At 38.5% G+C, this 18,864-nt stretch carries 17 protein-coding genes; 13 read left to right on the top strand and 4 right to left on the bottom strand.

Annotation, left to right across the window (positions count from 1 at the left end; all coding sequences use genetic code 11):
• Window positions 1–172 precede the first annotated feature (172 nt).
• On the bottom strand, window positions 173–709 hold the full coding sequence (gene resA, locus CSV63_RS10070; protein ID WP_099636620.1) for a thiol-disulfide oxidoreductase ResA: 537 nt from the start codon (window positions 707–709) through the stop codon (window positions 173–175).
• Window positions 710–933: 224 nt separating this feature from the next.
• Here resA and CSV63_RS10075 point away from each other — a divergent pair, with 224 nt between their 5' ends.
• The 8 genes from CSV63_RS10075 (at window position 934) to lgt (ending at window position 9,475) form a co-directional block, all read left to right on the top strand.
• Complete coding sequence (locus CSV63_RS10075) at window positions 934–2,295, top strand: HAMP domain-containing sensor histidine kinase (RefSeq protein ID WP_199175258.1); 1,362 nt, start codon at window positions 934–936, stop codon at window positions 2,293–2,295.
• A gap of 18 nt (window positions 2,296–2,313) precedes the next feature.
• Window positions 2,314–2,991 (top strand): response regulator transcription factor, encoded by a 678-nt coding sequence (locus tag CSV63_RS10080; protein ID WP_099695706.1) that lies wholly within the window; start codon window positions 2,314–2,316, stop codon window positions 2,989–2,991.
• A 12-nt stretch (window positions 2,992–3,003) separates the two neighbouring features.
• Complete coding sequence (locus CSV63_RS10085) at window positions 3,004–3,924, top strand: F510_1955 family glycosylhydrolase (protein WP_199175257.1); 921 nt, start codon at window positions 3,004–3,006, stop codon at window positions 3,922–3,924.
• Window positions 3,925–3,946: 22 nt separating this feature from the next.
• Window positions 3,947–4,681 carry an urease accessory protein UreH domain-containing protein gene (locus CSV63_RS10090; protein ID WP_099636617.1) on the top strand — a complete coding sequence of 245 codons (735 nt, stop codon included), beginning with the start codon at window positions 3,947–3,949 and terminating at the stop codon, window positions 4,679–4,681.
• A 79-nt stretch (window positions 4,682–4,760) separates the two neighbouring features.
• On the top strand, window positions 4,761–5,471 hold the full coding sequence (locus CSV63_RS10095; RefSeq protein ID WP_099636616.1) for a cytochrome c biogenesis CcdA family protein: 711 nt from the start codon (window positions 4,761–4,763) through the stop codon (window positions 5,469–5,471).
• Window positions 5,472–5,777: 306 nt separating this feature from the next.
• The gene (resB, locus tag CSV63_RS10100; protein WP_099636615.1) at window positions 5,778–7,427 is read left to right on the top strand and encodes a cytochrome c biogenesis protein ResB; all 1,650 of its coding nucleotides are present in this window, start codon (window positions 5,778–5,780) and stop codon (window positions 7,425–7,427) included.
• The gene (gene ccsB, locus CSV63_RS10105) at window positions 7,427–8,617 is read left to right on the top strand and encodes a c-type cytochrome biogenesis protein CcsB (RefSeq protein ID WP_099636614.1); all 1,191 of its coding nucleotides are present in this window, start codon (window positions 7,427–7,429) and stop codon (window positions 8,615–8,617) included. The genes resB and ccsB overlap by 1 nt, the downstream gene beginning before the upstream one ends.
• Window positions 8,618–8,665: 48 nt before the next feature.
• Window positions 8,666–9,475 (top strand): prolipoprotein diacylglyceryl transferase, encoded by an 810-nt coding sequence (lgt, locus tag CSV63_RS10110; RefSeq protein ID WP_099636613.1) that lies wholly within the window; start codon window positions 8,666–8,668, stop codon window positions 9,473–9,475.
• Window positions 9,476–9,907: 432 nt separating this feature from the next.
• On the opposite strand, the gene CSV63_RS10115 is transcribed toward lgt, so the two are convergent.
• Entirely contained in the window at window positions 9,908–10,834 is a 927-nt protein-coding gene (locus CSV63_RS10115; protein ID WP_233189574.1) for an endonuclease I family protein, read from the bottom strand.
• Window positions 10,835–11,085: 251 nt separating this feature from the next.
• Window positions 11,086–13,140, bottom strand: a complete 2,055-nt coding sequence (locus CSV63_RS10120; protein WP_099636611.1) for a copper-translocating P-type ATPase — start codon at window positions 13,138–13,140, stop codon at window positions 11,086–11,088.
• A gap of 217 nt (window positions 13,141–13,357) precedes the next feature.
• Here CSV63_RS10120 and CSV63_RS10125 point away from each other — a divergent pair, with 217 nt between their 5' ends.
• The 5 genes from CSV63_RS10125 to CSV63_RS10145 all read left to right on the top strand — a co-directional run bounded on the left by CSV63_RS10125 (window position 13,358) and on the right by CSV63_RS10145 (window position 17,787).
• The gene (locus CSV63_RS10125) at window positions 13,358–14,281 is read left to right on the top strand and encodes a plastocyanin/azurin family copper-binding protein (RefSeq protein ID WP_233189573.1); all 924 of its coding nucleotides are present in this window, start codon (window positions 13,358–13,360) and stop codon (window positions 14,279–14,281) included.
• Between the two features lie 49 nt (window positions 14,282–14,330).
• Window positions 14,331–15,128: a stage II sporulation protein P gene (gene spoIIP / locus CSV63_RS10130; protein ID WP_099636609.1), complete on the top strand. Its 798-nt coding sequence runs from the start codon at window positions 14,331–14,333 to the stop codon at window positions 15,126–15,128.
• A 404-nt stretch (window positions 15,129–15,532) separates the two neighbouring features.
• Window positions 15,533–16,219 carry a cell division ATP-binding protein FtsE gene (ftsE, locus tag CSV63_RS10135; RefSeq protein ID WP_099636608.1) on the top strand — a complete coding sequence of 229 codons (687 nt, stop codon included), beginning with the start codon at window positions 15,533–15,535 and terminating at the stop codon, window positions 16,217–16,219.
• Window positions 16,209–17,093 carry a permease-like cell division protein FtsX gene (gene ftsX / locus CSV63_RS10140; protein ID WP_099636607.1) on the top strand — a complete coding sequence of 295 codons (885 nt, stop codon included), beginning with the start codon at window positions 16,209–16,211 and terminating at the stop codon, window positions 17,091–17,093. The genes ftsE and ftsX overlap by 11 nt, the downstream gene beginning before the upstream one ends.
• A gap of 112 nt (window positions 17,094–17,205) precedes the next feature.
• Window positions 17,206–17,787 carry a redoxin domain-containing protein gene (locus CSV63_RS10145; protein ID WP_099636606.1) on the top strand — a complete coding sequence of 194 codons (582 nt, stop codon included), beginning with the start codon at window positions 17,206–17,208 and terminating at the stop codon, window positions 17,785–17,787.
• A 458-nt stretch (window positions 17,788–18,245) separates the two neighbouring features.
• On the opposite strand, the gene CSV63_RS10150 is transcribed toward CSV63_RS10145, so the two are convergent.
• Window positions 18,246–18,803 (bottom strand): hypothetical protein, encoded by a 558-nt coding sequence (locus CSV63_RS10150; RefSeq protein ID WP_099636605.1) that lies wholly within the window; start codon window positions 18,801–18,803, stop codon window positions 18,246–18,248.
• Between the last annotated feature and the right edge of the window lie 61 nt (window positions 18,804–18,864).

Genomic DNA, 18,864 nt, shown 5'->3' on the forward strand with positions numbered 1-18,864 from the left:
TTCCCGAGGGCTCAAAAGTCTAGTATCTCGTTATGAAACTTTGCGTCATCAATCTTAATTGAACCGCCGTATACCGAACGGTACGTACGGTGGTGTGAGAGGTCGGGAGTTAATCACTCCCTCCTACTCGATTAATACCCCGTGACAATATCTGAATAGATTTATGTCTGTTTTAAATAGGCTTTATTTGCTCCATATATCCTTTAATGTCTTCTTCGGACATTTCGCCTGTTATAATCTTTACAATCTTGCCTTCTGGATTGATAAGGAGAGTAGTGGGAAGCGGTTTAACATTATATGCTTGCATCACACTTTTTGTTGTATCAATTAAAGTAGGGAAAATCATTCCATATTGTTCGGCGAATGTTCGAACTTTCAAGTCAGACTCTGCGATATTGACAGCCAATATTTGAACCCCTTGATCTTTATAAACCTCATATTGTCGACCCATCGCAGGCATTTCCTTTTTACACGGTGCACACCAAGTCCCCCAAAAGTTTAGGAAGACGCCTTGACCTTTATAATCAGAGAGTTGATGGCTTTCACCGTTTAAGTCGACTAACGCGAAATCAGGCGCATCATCTCCAATTTTTAATACATCATGTTTTTCTTTTGTTACGCTATTGTATATTGTAAACACAATAGCACTTGTCAATACGATTAAAACAATTAACCGCATCATGAAACGGCTCTTCTTTTTGTTATTCAACTTCCGGTTGCTCCCTTCGAGTACTTGCAGGATATGAACACTATACCTAGACTGTTTTTATTCACGATTATTATTATACTAAAGATCTATCAAAAAACTATGCAGTCACAAAGCTGCCATGATTGTAGATAGAATCATTTCTTTTCGTCAAATTCAGTCGTTTCTGCATATTTATTTCATAATTGTTCTTTATACTAAATTTCAGGAGAGGGGCGAATGTTCAATTGAACAGAATCTCTACCAAGCTAACTGCTTATTTTTTCATTGCTGTACTAATCATGGAAATATCTCTTATTGGATACCTCCATCAGAATATCATTCATTCACGGATCGACGAGGAGTTCTCTCGATTATTGGCAGTGGGCTCAAATCATCGGGATGTACTTATCGAACATTATTCAGATACAACAATGGAACATATTGTATTGATGGAAAAAGACGGGGATCGGGAAGTCATAATTACAGATAGCCAAGGCGATATCATTCAAAGCTCAAAAGAAAACGAAGAGGTACTGGAAAAATACCTTCCTACAGCAAAAGATATTGATTTGAAGAACGATCAGATTCTAGCTTCGGACTGGGAAGGGTTGCCATATATCATTAGTGCACATCCATATAAAGTAGATTCAAGCCATTCAGGTTATATAATCATGTTTCAAAGTACACGTCCAATTGAACAGTTAGTCGGTAAGTTGAACATGTATTTTGGTTTGGCAGGTGTGACGAGTATAGTCGTTTTACTTATTATTTACGCTGCTCTTTCCAAATTCCTTACACGTCCATTAATCCGAATGAAGGAAGCGACGGAGAAATTGAGCGAAGGAGATTTTGATGTAAGCCTTCCGTTTATTGGGAATGATGAGCTTGGCGAATTGTCAGGTTCTATTCAAAAGCTTGCGAACGACTTGGAGCGATTAAAAACGGAACGTAATGAGTTCTTAGCCTCAATTGCCCATGAATTAAGTACGCCATTGACGTACTTAATCGGCTATTCGAAAGTGGCTATGAGACAAGGGGTAAATGAGAAGGATCGTAAACATTATCTTGAAATTATCGCAGAAGAGTCGGACCGTATGAAAGAACTTGTTAAAAATTTATTGGATTTAGCGAAAATGGATGAAAATACTTTCACAGTATCGAAGGAATATTTTAAGGTATGTCCGTTCTTTGAGGATATCCTCCAGCTTGTTGGACCTTCTTTTAATTTGAAGAAACTGAGCCTAGAGGTAATTTGTGAAGAGGATTTCGAAATCCATGCAGATCCTTTGAGATTAGAGCAAATAATTTTGAACTTACTTGATAATGCTTTGAAATATTCAATAGAGCAATCGGTAGTCACAATAAAGGTTTTCAAGAAAGGGAAGAAAGTAGCCATTTCCGTTGCGGATTTCGGAATCGGAATCCCGTCCGAAGAGACCCCGTTCATTTTCGAAAAACTTTATCGAGTGGAAAAATCACGCTCTCGTTCATCAGGTGGATCAGGTATTGGTCTGGCAATCGTAAAAGAACTTGTCGATGCCCACAATGGAAGCATTGAAGTGGAAAGTAGCCTAGGAAGAGGTAGTACGTTCACCATCATAATATGAGGAGGGTTATACGCCTACATGAGAACAATCTTACTAATTGATGATGAGCAAAGGATGTTAGATCTCATTGAATTATTTCTAATTCCCCATGGCTTCAAATGTATCAAAGAGACAAGTGGACAGAAGGCGCTAGGAATACTTAAGAAGGAGAAAGTTAGTCTTGTACTTTTGGATATTATGATGCCGGAAATGGATGGTTGGGAGGTGTGCGAAAAAATCCGCGAGTTTTCTGATGTCCCTGTCATCATGTTGACGGCTAGGACCGATAAGCTTGATTTGGTAAAAGGACTAGAGAGCGGCGCTGACGATTATATTACAAAACCTTTTGATGAACGAGAATTGTCGGCAAGGGTAAATGCACTGTTGCGCCGTTTTCCCAAGGAAGAAAAAGAGACAGAAATGATTATTTATGGTGACTTTAGGCTAGATAAAGAAACTTATTCATTACAATTTAGGAACTTGAAAGTGCCGCTGACGCTAAAAGAGTTTTTTATTGTTGAAGCTTTGATCTCACGGCCAACAAAGACTTATACACGGGAACAATTATTACATGCTGCATGGGATTATAACACGTACACGGATATCCGGACAGTGGACTCGCATATACGTAACCTGAGAGATAAATTAAAAACTACCGGATTTCCCATTGATGAATTTTTAAAGACAGTATGGGGAATTGGATATAAGTGGAATTAAAGGAGAAATATCATGATGAAAAAAATGAGAATTGTCGCTGGATTGTTATCACTGCTCATCGTTATCTCGGCTTGTAGCAAAGAAAGTGAACCGTATGCTTTTGAAAAAGTGGAAAATAGTAAATTTGAACACTTACATGGCTTGGGATATATAAATGGGGGGCCAAAAATTGTAATTTCTACTCATGATGGCCTTTATGAATATGATGAAGAAGGTTGGAAAGAAGCAAACAGCGAAAAGCACGATTATATGGGTTTCCAAGCCATACGTGAAGGTTTTTTCTCAAGTGGTCATCCAGAGCCAGGATCTGACTATAAAAATCCACTTGGTCTTGTCAAAAGTACGGATCGGGGTGCTAGCTTTGAACAATTAGCATTCTATGGAGAAATTGATTTTCACTATCTTGCGGCAGGTTATGATTCAAACGCTATCTATGTACTGAATGAAATGCCAACGGAAGAGATGACAGGGGGACTTCATTATACTTTGGATGAAGGAGCCACTTGGAGTGAGGCTTCTATGAATGAATTCAACTCGGAATTCATCTCGAATTTGGCTGCTCATCCATCACAGAAAGAGATGATTGCCATCGGAAGTAAAGATGGTATATTCCTTTCGAGTGACTACGGCGAAAATTTTGCACTTTTTAACGATGCGAAAATGGTTCTAGCTGTAACTTTGACTGAAAATGGTGGGTACTATTCGAGCTATGAAAATGAAACGGTACAACTCCAATCATTCTCATTTGGGAACGATCAAGAAATGTCGATTCAACTTCCCGATGAAAAAATGAGTCCTATCGTTTTTATTGCAGTTAATCCGGAGGATGAAAAAGAGATTGTCATCGCAACGTATAATAATGATATTTTCTTGACAATGGATGAAGGGGCCAATTGGAATACACTTGCTGAAGATAGTGAATTGATGAAATAAGAAAATGGACGGTGCTTACTGAATGTATGGATTGATGTCGAAAATCAGTCAAATAATAACTGAACCCGTTACCATTCTTATAAATTCCTTTGAACAATATCCTCTTGTGGTTGCGCTTCTTTTGGGCTTGATTGGGGCTGTCGCTCCTTGCCAGCTTACAGGCAATATGAGCGCAATTACTTTATATGGAAACCGTACCATTCAAATGAAGAATGACATGGGAGAAATTGTGGCCTTTATTATTGGGAAAGTAGTCGTGTTCAGTTTTCTTGGACTATTCGTATGGTTCTTTGGAGAATCATTCGAAAATTCATTAACAGAATACTTTCCATTGTTCCGTAAAGTGATAGGTCCGCTTATTATCATTACCGGTCTTGTTTTGCTTGGTATCCTTAAGCTAGGATTCCTTCAAAAAATAACGATGCGCATTCCTATGCGTCTACGGAATGGGAAGTTAGGTTCTTTTATGTTGGGCGCAAGTTTTTCGCTTGCCTTCTGTCCAACTATGTTTGTACTTTTTTTCGTTTGGCTTATGCCCTTGGTTGTGACTACTTCCTATGGTCTTGTCTTGCCCGTTGTTTTCGGTGTGGCAACATCGCTTCCGCTCATTGTCCTATTTCTTTTAATATGGCTCTTTGATGCGAAGCGACTCATTATGAAGAAAAGCATGAAGGCAGGAAGAATTGTGCAACGTTTGGCTGGTGCTATCCTTATCATCATAGGAATAGCAGATACCATCACTTATTGGGGAATTTGATCAATAAAGTTTCTTGCACTGGGCAAGCGGGAAATTGTCTACAACTTTTGGGTATTCGGCAGAGAGGAGATTAATATAGATGTTGGCAGATTTGAACTTGTTTCTTGCATTTGGCGCTGGTCTTTTAAATTTTATATCCCCGTGCACACTTCCGTTATATCCAGCTTTTATATCTTATATAACGGGAATGTCACTTGATGAGATGAACACGGATAAAGGGAAGTCTCGGAAAAGTGGAATCCTCCATACGATTGTTTTCCTAGTCGGTTTTTCGGTTATCTTCATTTTTCTCGGTTATAGCTCATCGCTTGTCGGTACGTTTTTTTATCAGTATCAAGATTTACTCCGTCAGATAGGTGCGATTTTTATTGTCATCTTTGGTTTGATGATTTTAGGTTTCTTTACGCCTAAGTTTCTTATGAAGGAGAAGAAATTACAATTTAAGAATCGACCGGCCGGTTATTTTGGCACATTCCTTATAGGACTTGCATTTGCAGCGGGATGGACTCCATGTACTGGACCTATCACGGGAGCTGTTTTCATGATGGCCGCACAAAATCCGGGGTCTGGTATGTGGTATATGCTTGTCTATGTTTTAGGGTTTGCAATTCCATTTTTCCTGCTTTCAATTTTTATCACTCGCGTTAAATGGATCCAAAAATATAGCCGAACAATAACGAAAGTCGGGGGCTACTTAATGATTGCACTCGGTATTCTCCTTTTCTTCGATGGTTTAACCTACATCATTATATGGATTAGCCCATTTTTTGGCGGGTTTATGGGATTCTGATGAAATTAGCTCTAAGGATAATTGGTTTTTATTGCATTATAAAAGGTACAGTCAATTATGTAATAGCTCACATTTTAAGTCCGTCGCATTGTACGGGCTTTTTTCTATGGACTTTTATATATTGCTGAAGGAATTATAAATAAGATGGTCTTGATTAAAGTCGTTCACATACTCGTCTTATGCTTTGCACTAATACTGCATATTTATTATGTAAAATTAAATCCAGGAGAATTTATGGAGTTTTGATGTAATGCTATAAATACTTTAATCCATAAATATTATAAATGATGAAGGAGTCCATTCAAAATGAGCAAAATTACATGCCAATGCGGGCACGAAAATCCATTTGGCGCAGTACTTTGTGAACGGTGTGGAAGACCACAAACAGAAGAAGCGAAAAAAAGTAAGCTTATCGACATGAGATATGAAGGCTCTGCAAGAAGATCACAAACCTATAAAAGATCTATTATCGATAAAATTTGGAACTTTTTCTCTAGCGTTAAGATAGGTGTTAGTATTATTGTTGCTGTTCTAGCAACTTCGGCAATTGGAACACTATTTCCGCAAAAGCTATTTGTTCCGGCAACTACTGAGGTAGATATCTTAGCATATTACGAAAAGCATTATGGTTTTGCAGGAACCCTCTATTATAAACTTGGATTTTATGACATGTACAATAGCTGGTGGTTCATTACGCTAGTTGGAATGCTTGCGATTTCCATCATCATCGCCAGTATTGATAGAGTTGTCCCTTTATACAAATCATTGAAAAAGCAACGCACGAAGCGCCATGTCTCATTCATGAGAAGACAACGGATTTACGGTTTAGGAACAGTTGAAGATACGGATATGTCGATGGCAAAAGCAGAAGAGAAACTAAAAGCGCTTCGTTACAATGTGAAAACGGAAGATGGGGCGATTTTAGCAGAAAGAGGTCGATTTTCAAGGTGGGGTCCATACGTCAACCATACTGGGTTAATCATTTTCCTTCTTGGTGTTCTACTGCGGGGTCTTCCAGGATTTTATGTTGATGAAGCACTATGGCTTCGTGAAGGAGAGACGCGTGCTATCCCTGGTGCGCCGGGATACTATTTAAAGAACAATCAATTCATTCTTGATACTTACTCTAAAGAAGAAGATGCTGTGTTTAGTCAGGCGATAGATCGAGTCGGAACAATCGTGAGTAATTATCAGTCAGATGTCACGTTATATAAAGAAGCAGAAGGCGGGCTTCCAGGTGAGTCCGAACAATTAGAATTAGTCAAAGATTATTCAATCATCGTCAATAAACCACTTAACTTTGATGGTTTTAACGTTTTTCAAATGGATTATCGTCTTGATGAACTTAAATCGATGACTTTCCAACTAACAGAAAAAGCATCGGAGACATCACTTGGGGAATTCACTGTTGACCTTATCAACCCCGAACCGATTTATCATCTAGGAGAAGGTACGTATGTGGAATTGAAGGATTATTATGCGGATTACGATGGTTTTGAAGACGGTAAACCGAAATCAAAGACACCGATACCGAACAACCCTGCATTTTTCTTCAAAATGGTGACACCAGCCAAGCCAGACGGTGAAATGAGTTTTGTTGCGATACGTGAAACCGTTGAAACGGAATTAAATGATTACAAAGCAACGTTTCTCAGTGCTGAAACACGTGATGTTACCGGACTCGTAATCCGTAAAGACAAGACATTATATATTTTACTTCTTGGAGGAATTATTTTTATGATTGGAGTCGCTCAAGGATCTTATTGGAATCATAGGAGAATATGGATTCAAAAAGGTGAAGGCGATGAACTAGTCCTTGCCGGCCATACAAATAAAAACTGGTTTGGGTTAAAAAAGGATCTGGATAAGGTGAAAGATTTTGCAAACTTGCCACTGTACGAAGATAGGCAAGATGCTGAGTCCAGTTCAGATGAAGTGAAAGGGGACAACCTATAATGGAACTTGCGTCTTTAAGTGCTAATTTGCTTCTCGTCTCATTTATTGCTTATCTTGTTGCTACGATGTTTTTTGGTGGGGCGGTAAAAGGTACAAATTCGGAAGCAACCCATCAAAACAACCGATGGGGAAATATTGCGATTGTAATTACAATCATTGGATTCATATCGCATTTGGGATACTTTATTTTACGTTGGATAGCTACGGGACACGGACAGGCACCTGTTAGTAATATGTTTGAGTTTACGACTGCATTTGGAATGATGATTGTTGGGGCGTTCATCTTATTGTTTTTCATTTACAGAACGCCATCGCTTGGCTTGTTCGCGTTGCCACTTGCAGTCATCATCATTGGCTATGCAAGTATGTTTCCGAGGGAACTTTCACCACTCATTCCAGCATTACAAAGTTACTGGTTGACGGTTCATGTTATTACTGCTGCAATCGGTGAAGCGATTCTCGCAATCAGTGCAGTTGCAGGTCTCGTGTTTTTGTTGAAAAATATCGACTTGACGAAAAAGTCAAAACAACGATTCTGGTTGGAATCGGTTATATTCACACTAATTCTTGTTGTTGGTTTCATCTTATCTTCTTCAACATTTGCTGTTATAGGATATGAAGCGAAATTCACCTATATTAATCAAAATGAACAACAAGCACAAATTGTATATAACTATCCTCCGTTATTCGGGATGAATGAGTACGAATCGCTTACGCCAGAAAAAATGACGCCACTTGCGGAAATGCCTGCAATTGTTAATGCGAAGACGCTCACGACATTCGTATGGTCGGTCGCAACGGGCATTGTACTTTATTTGTTGCTTAGACTGATTTTACGTCGTCCAGTTGCAACATTGTTCCAGCCGTTTGCGAAAAAGGCAAATTCTCAAGTTATGGACGAAATTGGTTATCGTTCCGTCTTAATCGGATTCCCAGTTTTCACACTTGGGGCGCTTATTTTCGCAATGATTTGGGCACATGAAGCGTGGTCCAGATTTTGGGGATGGGACCCGAAAGAAGTATGGGCACTTATTACATGGCTATTCTATGCAGCTTATCTTCATCTACGGCTCTCGCGTGGGTGGGAAGGTAAGAAATCAGCGTGGCTTGCGGTTATAGGGTTTATCATCATTATGTTCAACTTAATTGCTGTTAACTTGATTATTGCGGGACTGCATTCATACGCATGACAAAGGCACGCCTTAGATAAATCAAATCGGGAGGAGAGAGGTTGATACATGATTAATCTACTTACAATTAATCCGGTCGCATTTTCACTTGGACCCATAGGGATCCGTTGGTATGGGATTCTAATCGCACTCGGTATAGTCCTTGCATTTATTGTTGTCCAGAAGGAAATGGTGAAACGTGGGCTGCATCAAGATTTTCTGACGGATCTACTTATTTGGGCGATTCCGATTGCAATCATCAGTGCACGGATCTACTATGTCATCTTCTCCTGGGATTATTACAAAGAAAACCCAGGGCAAATCATTCAAATTTGGGAAGGTGGCATCGCTATCCATGGTGCGCTGATCGGTGCATTTATTACGACGTATGTTTATACTAAACGCCGGGGCATTTCTTTCTGGAAAATAGTCGACATTGCTGCTGCTGGGCTTCTGATTGGCCAAATAATCGGCCGTTGGGGCAATTTCATGAACCAAGAAGCGCACGGTGGCCCCGTTTCGGAAAAGTTTCTTGAGACGACAATTATTCCGGATTGGATCATGAATCAAATGACGATTGAAGGCGTAACGTATCATCCGACATTCCTTTATGAATCGCTATGGAACCTTGTGGGGCTTATCATCATTATTTTGTTGCGCAGAGTGAACTTAAAGCGCGGCGAAATGTTCTTGTTTTACCTCGTTTGGTATTCCATTGGGCGGTTCTTCATCGAAGGGATGCGGACGGATAGCTTATATGTCGTCGGTGAACTTCGGGCGGCACAGCTTGTGTCCTTCGTCACAATTGTTTTTGTGATTATCATTTTTATCGTAAGGCGATATATTAAAAAAATAGAACTCACATATCAAGATAAATAAGAGGAGATGCGGAGAAAGGAAACGGTCCAAAATATATTATAGGAAGGGATTAAGGCGACATAGAAATCTGATCAACATTTTGTTAAGTAGTGTGACTTAAAATATCAGTTTTAAATAGTAGACTTGGAATAAAAAAGATACGCATCGGGATAAAGAGAAACTACCCCAATGCGTATTCTATTATTTGAATTAAAGTTTTCACACGCACGCCCAAAATTTTAGGAGTTTAGTATTGATTGCGACAATTACCGTACTTAAAGACATATCGCTCCAATAGCTGGACTTAGAACATCACCGATAGAATATGAAGCAATGGCAGCCTAAGCAATTGCAACGATGGCACAACCAATAGCCTTTTTAGATATACCACATGAAAAATCGGATTTATATGCTCGTGTGTTGATTATATCGGAGGCTTTATAGCTTCATTTGTTATAGAAAACCTATTTTTTTCGCCAAATCAGGAATATCGATGAAAGGATTTCGGTTTCCTTGAATTTCAAAAATAGCTTGATTTCTATGCTTTTCATAATTAGTAACGGGAAATTGCTCATGCCATCGAAATAATAATGGAATATTGATTCTCTTTTTATATCTTTTTACTATTTTTCTAGGGTAACGTAATAAAAAGTAAAGAGTTGCACGAGCGGCGGTACCTTTTCCATGCTCTGGTTCAAAACGCCCCATTTCATACAATCCACAGTGATTGCGAGTCCTTCTTGAGTCTGTTTTTGATTCGAATTCGTAATACGGGAAGTTTGATCGAACACTATTACATTTGGGCTCACAAGTAAATAAATTATGCAAATCCCCTTTCATTGGTTCTCTTGCTTTGAACCAAGATTGGGGAACAACGTGTTCAGCATTAAATTTATGTTGATTTGAAATTTTTTGAACTCGTCTTTTAATATTCTTACTAGAGTCCATTTGACTAATCATGAGTTTTCGATAATGTTCGAACCTTCTTTGAATGGTTGTGAATTCTTCTTCGATAACTTTTTGAGGATTTTTCTGAATTCCGGAGTAAATGCTTTTAAGTTGTCCATTTGGTTGAAGATCTACCCATGGATACAGGTACTGATCTTTACTTATATAATATGGGTACATATTTTTATGAGTTTTCTTTACTAAATTTTGTAATTCCCTAAGTAGTTGGCTAGAGGTTGCAGGATTAGAAGGAATATCACAATAATAATGTTCAATCCAGATGTTATCTAATTTTTCATTATAGTATAATTCAGAATTTGTTTTAATTTTTTGTTGATTTCTTGTTAATTCCACCAACAGTTCCTCTGAATCACAATTCTCCATACATTCTAGTTCATGCAATTGTCTTTGGATTAGTGTGTTTTTCTCCACTATGATCATCCTTTCTTACGTAATAATATCGTTCCAACGATACTGGTAACTTTAATTCACGGGTACTTTTTATGTATGAGTCGCGCAAGTGCCTCGTTCCACTTAATAAGTAAATACTAATAACGTCTTGAATAAGAGGGTATCAGTATTTACTAAAATGTGGGAAACCTGTTTAATAAATTATTGTCGGTAGGATTTGATGACGTTATTTCAATCCAACATTGGTGCTGTATCAAAACAATATTGAATCATTATAGCTTTAGAAGTTTGGCGTTAATTGCGACAATTACCGTACTTAAAGACATTAATACCGCACCAACGGCCGGGCTTAGAACAATTCCTATAGAATATAAAGCACCGGCAGCCAAAGGAATTGCGGCGATATTATAACCAGCAGCCCACCATAGGTTCTGGATCGTTTTACGGTAAGTTGCCCTTGAAAGCTTGATGATATTAACAACATCAAGTGGATTGCTCCTTACTAGAATGACATCTGCTGTTTCGATGGCGACATCCGTCCCTGCTCCTACGGCAATTCCGAGGTCCGCTTTTGCAAGAGCAGGGGCATCGTTAACCCCGTCACCTGTCATAGCGGTTCTTAGGCCTTCAACGGATTGAATCTGCTCGATTTTTTCTAATTTCTCATGCGGAAGAACTTCTGCAATAATTTCTTCCATATTAAGCTTCTTGCCTATATAATGTGCTACTTTCTTATTATCTCCGGTAAGCATGATAGATTTGATATTCATTTTTTTCAGTTGTGCAATTGCGTCCATTGCAGTTTCGCGGACTATATCTGCAAGAGCAATCATTCCAGCAAGTTTTCCTTCAATTAATGTGAAAACGACCGTTTTTCCTTCCGCAGACCACTCATCGAATTGGACATGATCATAATTAAGGTTTAGTCCATTTACATATCCAGGACTGACGACCATAATTTGCTTTCCATTGACAGTTCCCTGTAATCCCTTGCCAGTCAAAGATTGGAATTCTTGCACAGGATGAAGAGGGATTTCCATATCTTCACCCTTTTTTATAACTCCTTTTGCAAGTGGGTGCTGGGATTGGGATTCAACAGCCGCTGCATTTAAAATGACATCTATTTCTGTGAAGCCATTGTAAGTGTAAATATTTGTGACACCAAATTCTCCCTTTGTTAAAGTCCCGGTCTTATCAAAAACAACTGCCTCAATATTACGTGCACCCTCAAATGCTGTTCGATTTCTTATTAGCAACCCATTTTTTGCAGCAAGTGATGTAGAAACTGCCACGACTAGGGGAACAGCTAGACCTAGTGCGTGTGGACAAGCGATGATGAGTACAGTTACCATTCTTTCCATTGCAAATGAAACAGGGTATCCAAGTGAAATCCATATGATAAACGTGAGTATTCCAGCGGCAAGTGCGCCGTAAAACAACCATTTTGCAGCTCGGTTCGCAAGGTCCTGAGCTCTAGACTTGGATTCTTGCGCCTCTTTTACCAAAGTAATTACTTGCGAAAGATAGGATTCACTACCTATCTTCTTAACGGAGATGACAATGGAACCTTCACCGTTAATAGAACCTCCGATTGCTTCGAGACCGGCTTCTTTTTCGACAGGCACTGACTCGCCTGTCAGCATTGATTCATCGATTGTCGATTTACCTTCGAGAATCTCACCATCTACGGGTACTTTTTCTCCGGGTTTTACTAGAACCCGATCTCCGTGTTTTAATTCAGTTACATCGACTTCCGTTACCGTCCCATCTTCCCCGATAAGATGGGCTTCAGATGGCATTAGTTTGGCAAGTTCCTCCAACGCTTTTGAAGCCCCCATGACCGAACGCATTTCAATCCAATGGCCGAGCAGCATAATAACAACAAGCGTTGCGAGTTCCCAGAAAAACTCATTTTCTGCAAAACCGAGCACAGCAGCCGTACTATAAACATATGCCACGGTAATAGCTAGGGAAATTAAAGTCATCATTCCGGGGGTTTTATCTTTAAGTTCGTCTTTGGCCCCCGTCAGAAACGGCCATCCCCCATAAAAGAATAAGAATGTTGACAATGCGAATAAAATGTACAAGTCCCCAGTGAAACGCCAGTCAACATTAAGAAACATTTGAATCATCGGTGACAGAATCAAAATAGGGACGGTCACAATTAAGGAAATATAAAATCGCTTTTTAAAATCCTCTACCATATGTGCGTGGTGATCATGATGATCGTGATGTCCTTCATGAGAATGTGTATCCCTGTGATTATGGTCTCCGTCAGTTCCATGATGATTATCTGGTTCGTGGTGATGATGTGAATGATTTGACATACAATCTACTCCCTTCTAAGTTTATACAATTTTAGTATACCAGTTTAATATGCAGAAATTATGCAAAATTCACTTACCTCCCATATTATGGAACACATAAATATTCCCGCATCTCAGTCATTTAGAATGTTCATATTACATACCCTTATAAGGTATATAACCTTTCGTTGCACTAGGTAAACATAAATATTATATAGCTTAAAAAAGGTGGGGTATGATGGGGAACTATGAATTATTTATATTAGGTTCGCTTGGCTTGTTAACATTTGTCGTCGTTACATTAGCAATAATTTGGAAAAGTAAATTTCGCAAAATGCAAGGAATGGTAATTTCAATGTTCTTTGGGATGAATGTAGGTTTGACTGCTGGCGTTCTATTAGGTGTAACCTATCAAGGGGATTTATATTTTTCAACAATACTATCAGTGGTTATAGGCATACTTGCGGGTGCTTTATGTGGGTTTTGTTTCGGAATCCTCTCTGTGTTAGAAGGAGTAATGGCCGGCTTGATGGGCGGCATGATGGGGGCAATGTTAGGTGAAATGATTAATGTAAGCGAGTCAATCAATTTAATACAAATATTTTTATTTCTATCCATTAGTACAATTTTTGTGATCATCATTTTAAAAACTCCCCAAAAAACTAAAATGAAAAATAAAAGATGGTTATTAAAACCACTCTTGCTTTCATTTTTAATCGCGGTGTATATGATAGCGGGAAATTCATTGGCGGAAGAGAACGGGAAATTAGTGAATTCGAAATTACAACAGAGTGGTCACTCACCGACAATTAATAATACAGAGGAATTTAATCAGAACAGCCAAGTTATTGCGATAGAAACTGCTGAAATGAAGTACTCAAAAAATAAAATTACTGTAGAAAAAAATAAACCAGTCACACTAGCTCTTACAAATCTGGATAATGTTGAGCATGACATTGAAATCCGGACTTCCAACTTTAGCATTATAAAGGAATCCAATCACAATCATGGGGGAAATAAAGATATGTTGCATCTACATGCAGCACCTGAAAAAACGGAGACACTAACATTTACCCTAACTGATTCTGGCATTTATGAATTTTATTGTACGATTCCAGGGCATGAGGAATTAGGGATGATTGGACGATTTATTGTAGCTTAAATACTTTAAGATATCCAAGCTGCATATATTGGTTGACGGAGGGTTGTCCATGAAAAAATCGTTGAAAATCTGGTGCTCACTCATTTTTATCCTCTTCTTATTCCCTATCATTTTGCAAATGATTCCGAAGACAACACCTGAAGAGGGAGTAGTTGTTCAAACCGATGAGGGAAAATTAGTTTACGCAGCAAATATCTTCGAAACAGAATCCGAAGTACAAACAGACATGCGTGCCCTTTTATACAATACTCATTCACATGAAGCATTTGAACCTATCACTTTAGAGCATGATGGGAAAATTGCTGTTTCCCATCAGGAAGTGAATATTATGGGTCTCAGTGAAAAAGTAAAAAAACAGTTGGAGGTTAATGGGGTAGGGACGGATATTATTGACGTTGATGTTACAGCGGAAATGAATAAAGCAAGGATTCCGTATCATAAATCGTATGATGTTGTTCGGCCATATGTACAGAAAGCCTTGAACGATACGGATTACGACATCATATTGGACATACACCGAGACTCACTTAAAGCGGATAGGACAACAGCCACTTATGAAGGAGAAAAATTTGCGCAAGTCGTTTTTGTTATCGGTGGTGATCACGCTAATTTCAAATTGAATCAGGAATTAGCTGAAAGACTGATGCTCGAAATGGAACAGATTGTTCCAAATATAACTAAGAAAATCGTATTTAAATCAGGGCATGGTGTAGATGGAAAATATAATCAGGATCTTCATAAGCGTCTTATGCTCGTTGAAATAGGTGGAATTGGAAATGATGAAGCAGAACTAAATAGGACAACGGCTGTACTTGCAAAAGCTGTCTCTCAAGTTTTACTTAAATAGGACGAAATCAGACATTGAAGTATCGCTTTTTCAACACTGTTCTTTAATTAGTTTAAATAGGAATAAACATGCATATTCGAAGTGTCAAAAATTTAAAAATATGAGTAATTCCGGCTTTCTAAATCGGCATCGGCGCCGGACACCCTGGTTATTAATATTAATTTTACTCAAAGAGCCCTTGATAACTTCCTTTTGGAGCTATTAAGGGCTCCCTCAATTTCTTCTTTTACAAACTTATCTTAGCTCCTCCCTTAAAAGTGCATAAATAAAGAGTAAAATAAAATTCTGTAAGGAGGAGAGATAGTCTTGAAAAATAGTTATTAGTCGCAAGTGCACCAGTGGGGGAGAAACTTAAACATAATGATTGTTTAAAAGAGGTAGATTAATATTAAGGCGGTATTAGGATGATTATAATGAAAAAGGTTTACAAGAAATACCCGAACGGTGTCGTTGCATCAAACGGCATAAATGTAGAAATTAAACGTGGAGAATTTGTTTTTGTTGTCGGTCCCAGTGGTGCTGGAAAATCGACATTTATAAAAATGATGTACCGTGAAGAAGTGCCAACAAGTGGTGACATCATCATAGATGATATTAATTTAGCGACGCTACGAAATAGTCAGGTTCCTTATTTGCGTCGAAAAGTCGGCGTCGTGTTTCAAGACTTTAAGCTTTTGCCAAAACTAAATGTATATGAAAACATAGCATTCGCACTTGAAGTAATCGAGGAATCGCCAGAGCAAATTCGAAAAAAAGTGAATGTTGTCCTAGGACTTGTCGGACTTACGCATAAGTCACGGATGTTTCCGAATGAATTGTCAGGCGGAGAGCAGCAACGTGTATCGATTGCACGTTCAATTGTTAACACCCCAAAAGTCGTTATTGCAGATGAGCCCACAGGCAACCTTGACCCAGCTACATCATGGGAGATTATGGAGATGCTTGAACGAATTAATGCCCGTGGTACGACGATTGTGATGGCTACTCATAATAAAGAAATTGTCAATACGATGAGGCATCGGGTCATTGCAATTGAAGGCGGACTAATCACCCGTGATGAAGTCGGAGGTGATTACGGCTATGAAAGCTAGAACACTTAGAAGACATTTCAAGGAAAGCTTCAAAAGTCTTGGGCGTAACAGGTGGATGACATTTGCTTCGGCCAGTGCTGTAACCGTAACCCTTTTGCTCGTTGGTGTCTTTCTCGTCATTATGATGAACTTGAACCAGTTGGCGGAAAGTATCGAACAAGACGTGGAAATTAAAGTCATTGTCGATCTCGCTGCGGATGAAGTAGCAGTCGCTGACCTTGAGGAAAAGATACGAAAAACGGATGGCGTCCTAGATGTCCAGTTTTCTTCTAACACTGAAGAGCTTGACAATATGATTGAAGGCTACGGAGATGAGTTTGGATTATTTAAACAAGATAATCCACTTCGGCATGCGTTTTATGTGAAAGCGGCTGAACCACAGCAGACTGCGTCTGTTGCGGAAAAAATAGAAGCGTATGATTATACGCATGAAGTGAATTACGGAAAAGGAAAAGTCGAAAAGTTGTTTAACGTGCTGAACACAGGTCGAAATATTGGGTTTGTACTCGTTATTGCGCTATTGCTGACGGCGACGTTTTTAATCTCTAATACGATTCGAATTACGATTACGGCAAGAAGAAGAGAAATTGAAATTATGAAACTTGTCGGGGCGAAAAATAGTTTTGTTCGAATTCCTTTCCTATTTGAAGGAATGTGGCTTGGTGTTCTCGGCGCCATTTTACCGATGGTTATTGTTACCGTTTCTTATTTCAATCTGTACGTACTTCTTGAACCAAAACTGCAAGGAGAACTTTTCCAATTACTTGGCACGACGCCTTTTATTTATCAATTGAACGGACTGATGCTATTCATGGGTGTATTTATTGGTGTGTGGGGAAGTTTTATGTCTGTACGAAAGTTTTTAAAAGCATAAAAAGAGAAGTGAGCGAGTTGAAAAGGTCTTGGCTAGTAGATTGAAAGATTTATGGAGGGAAAAAATAGCTCGATAATAGAAAATGACAGAACAGTTGAATTGGAGGGTCGTTGTGAAAAAACGAACTGTTGGTCTTCTCATAACAGCTTTAATTATCGGTACGTTGATTGTGATGACGGTTAAGTCGAATATGGAAACAGCAGAGCCAATTGATACGATTGTTGTTGGAGCGGATACTACAACGATTGAGTACGAGTCTGGGCTTGAAGAAGGAAATACACCGCCTGATTTTGAACTTTCTACGCTTTCAGATGACATAATCAAGCTAACGGATTATAAGGGAAAAAAAGTTATTCTTAATTTCTGGGCATCGTGGTGTGGTCCGTGCAAGGCGGAAATGCCGCATATACAAAATTATTATGAAAAAAATAAGGACTCTGCGAACGTAGAAATCATTGCGGTCAATTTGACGACAGCAGAACGGAGCGGGCTCGAAGGTATTGAGAAGTTTGTTGATGCATATGGGCTAACATTTCCGATTCCGCTTGATAATGATGGGGAGGTAATGAATGCCTATAATATTTTGCCAATACCGACGACGTATATGATTGGTACGGATGGAAAAATTAAGCATAAGATTATTGGCCCGATGGATGAAAAAACGATAAAAGAACTTGTTGATAATCTCGATTAAATGCAGCCGGCTCTCTGTTGTAATATTCTTCTCCTGCTTGTTTAGTAGACGAAGTAGGAACATTGTGGGCGAGCGCCGTCAATGAAAATAATATGTAAGACGCGATTAAGGGGTATTGAAACCTTCTGATTTCGTGGATATAAAAAATCGTCCAGATTATAAATCTAGGCGTTTTTTGTGTAAACTTATCCATATGCTGGTCCTTTATAATGGAAAAATAGCAAAAAGGATTTTTTTCATGTTGCTGATTTTGTGCAACTCACGAATCGGTTCAACAAATTTCATGGTTTGTGTATTCCTCATTTCAACCGTATAAAACAAACTTATGCAATATTAAAAAGGCGATATTTCATTCGAATTCGAACGAAATATCGCCTTTTTATGTTCTTTTTTTCTTTGTCTTTTTTTAAGAGCGTCATTCTTCGGTTCAGATAGACTATCATAAAGATACAATCATCTTACTTTCGATTCAAATTTTCATCCAATTTTTCACCTGTTTCAGCCTCATAAATATTCAAGGCTGGTTTATAATCAAATTTACCGTTCGGGCCCCCAACTATGACGTAATTACCTGATTCGCTTTTTTTCAAAAATAATATATAATTTTGATTAATCTCTAGTAATGGAAATTCGCTAAAGACAAATTCGGAATTTCCATCCTGTACAAATGCAATCTCTTTAGCCGAATCAATATCACCTTTGTGTACTTTATCCACTTTAAAAGAGAACTTGGTAAAAGGAATATCCCCGTTAACCATATAACTATCCAGTATTTCTGTAGGTTTTCCTTCTACAATTAACTCGGCCTCTTGGCTTAAATCTTCAAATGTATAAGAAGGAAAAGTCGCTTCCATAGTCAGTATTGGCTTCTCTTCGGTCTGACTATTGTCACTCGACTCGTTCTTCACTTTATTGACTGAAATTTCTTGACTTGATGCATTATAAAAGTTGTAAAATCCAAAAGCTAACAGGGATAGAGCAACAACTCCTAAAATATATTTACTTTTACTACCCATTTTTAATACCCCCATATGTTTGCTAACCCATATTTTTCATTAAGAGTCAGTCCCTGATATT

The sequence above is a fragment of the Sporosarcina sp. P34 genome, assembly GCF_002743375.1.
GTDB lineage: Bacteria > Bacillota > Bacilli > Bacillales_A > Planococcaceae > Sporosarcina.